The sequence below is a fragment of the Microbacterium sp. P5_B6 genome (assembly GCF_056400345.1).
In genome coordinates, this window is the sequence record NZ_JBFULL010000065.1 from 1 (window position 1) to 1,813 (window position 1,813).

Sequence of the window (1,813 nt, forward strand, 5' to 3'; positions counted from 1 at the left end):
GTGGTGGTAGCGGGTGCCGTGCCGACGCGCCGCCTCGAGGAGCGTGTACGTCCCGACGATGTTCGTGTCCAGGAACGGCCGCGGATCGTGGAGCGAATTGTCGTTGTGCGACTCGGCCGCATAGTGGACGACGGCGTCGGATCCCGCGAAGAGCTCGTCCACGAGGGCGGCATCGGTGATGTTCCCCTTCACGAAGCGGAGCCGGTCTTCCGGCAGTCCTTCGAGAGACCGCAGATTCCCTGCATAGGTCAGGGCGTCCAGGACGGTCACGACGTGATCCGTGTGAGCAACGACGTGGTGGACGAAATTGGACCCGATGAATCCGGCCCCGCCCGTGACGAGCAGATTCGCCATCAGCGCCCTCTTTTCAATGTGTCGAGCAGGTAGGCGCCGTATCCGGACTTCACGAGCTTCTCCGCCCGCACGCGCAGTTCGTCATCACTGAGGAAGCCCTGCCGCCAGGCGACCTCTTCGGGCACGCCGATGCGAAGCCCGGTGCGCCGCTCCATCGTGCGCACGTATTCCGCGGCATCCGTCATCTGATCGAATGTGCCGGTATCGAGCCACGCGGTGCCACGCGGAAGAACCTCGACCTGAAGCGCCTGCCGCTCGAGGTACGCACGATTCACGTCGGTGATCTCGTATTCACCGCGGGGGCTGGGCTTGAGGTCGCGCGCGATGTCGATGACGGCGTTGTCGTAGAAGTAGAGCCCGGGAACGGCGTAATTGCTCTTGGGTACCGCCGGCTTCTCTTCGAGCGACACAGCCCGGCCGCCTTCATCGAACTCGACGACGCCGTAGGCCGAAGGCTCGGCTACCCAGTAGGCGAAGATCGCTCCACCGTCGATGTCGTCAAAGCGCTGGAGCTGAGTCCCCAGACCCGGACCGTACAGGAGATTGTCACCCAGGATCAGCGCGACCTTGTCGTCGCCGATGAAGTCCGCGCCTATGGTGAACGCCTGAGCCAGGCCGTCGGGTGAGGGCTGGCGGGCGAAGGTCAGATTCACTCCGAATTGCGAGCCGTCGCCGAGGAGCCGCTCGAACTGCTCTGCATCGTGCGGCGTCGTCACGATGAGGATGTCGCGGATGCCGGCCACGATGAGCGTCGAGAGCGGGTAGTAGACCATCGGCTTGTCATAGACCGGGATCAGCTGCTTCGAGATGCCCAGGGTGATGGGGTGCAGCCGAGTACCCGAGCCGCCAGCGAGGATGATGCCTTTCACCTGACAATCGTGCCATAGACGGTCCGCGGGCACCGGACCGGCCTTGCCGGTAAATCACAGGATGGGGCTGGGTATTGTTGAGCGACCGTTTGGTCGCGCTCGCCCGTGTTTCGAAAGGCTCCCCTCCCGTGGCTTGGATCTCGTTCGCCTGGGCTGCGCTCGTGACGGTGGTGCTTCTCGGAATGGTAGGGATGCCGCTCGCTCGGGTCCTCGGACTCCGGGGCTATTGGTCGGTCGCCGTCGCGCCGGCGTTCGCGGTCACGGTCATCAGCGGCACCGCGGTCATCGCGTCATGGATCGGTCTCTCGTGGTCGCTCCTGCCGGTCGCCCTCGTCACCCTCGTCCTTGCGGCGGCTATCGGCGGAATACGCTACGCGACACGGCGAAACCGAGTGACCCGATGGGTACGTCGTCCGTTCGATGTCTGGCTGCTGGTCGGGCTCCTGACTGCGGCGGTGCTCATCTCCGGCCGCATCGTCCTGATCCTCGGTGAGCCTGACAGCATCTCGCAGACTTTCGACGACATCTTCCACCTCAACGCCGTCCGCTTCGTGCTCGACACCGGGAACGCGTCGTCGCTGTCTCTCGGC

3 protein-coding genes are annotated in these 1,813 nt (G+C 64.6%); 1 reads left to right on the forward strand and 2 read right to left on the reverse strand.

Going from position 1 to position 1,813, the window contains the following annotated elements:
- Positions 1 to 354, reverse strand: a 354-nt coding sequence (locus AC1DP3_RS18205; protein WP_477295764.1) for an NAD-dependent epimerase/dehydratase family protein, incomplete at its 3' end; no start/stop codon positions are given.
- Complete coding sequence (gene rfbA / locus AC1DP3_RS18210) at positions 354 to 1,223, reverse strand: glucose-1-phosphate thymidylyltransferase RfbA (protein ID WP_477295766.1); 870 nt, start codon at positions 1,221 to 1,223, stop codon at positions 354 to 356. The genes rfbA and AC1DP3_RS18205, both read right to left, overlap by 1 nt.
- A gap of 128 nt (positions 1,224 to 1,351) precedes the next feature.
- Here rfbA and AC1DP3_RS18215 point away from each other — a divergent pair.
- A partial coding sequence (locus tag AC1DP3_RS18215) for a DUF6541 family protein (protein ID WP_477295768.1) occupies positions 1,352 to 1,813 on the forward strand: 462 nt, incomplete at its 3' end.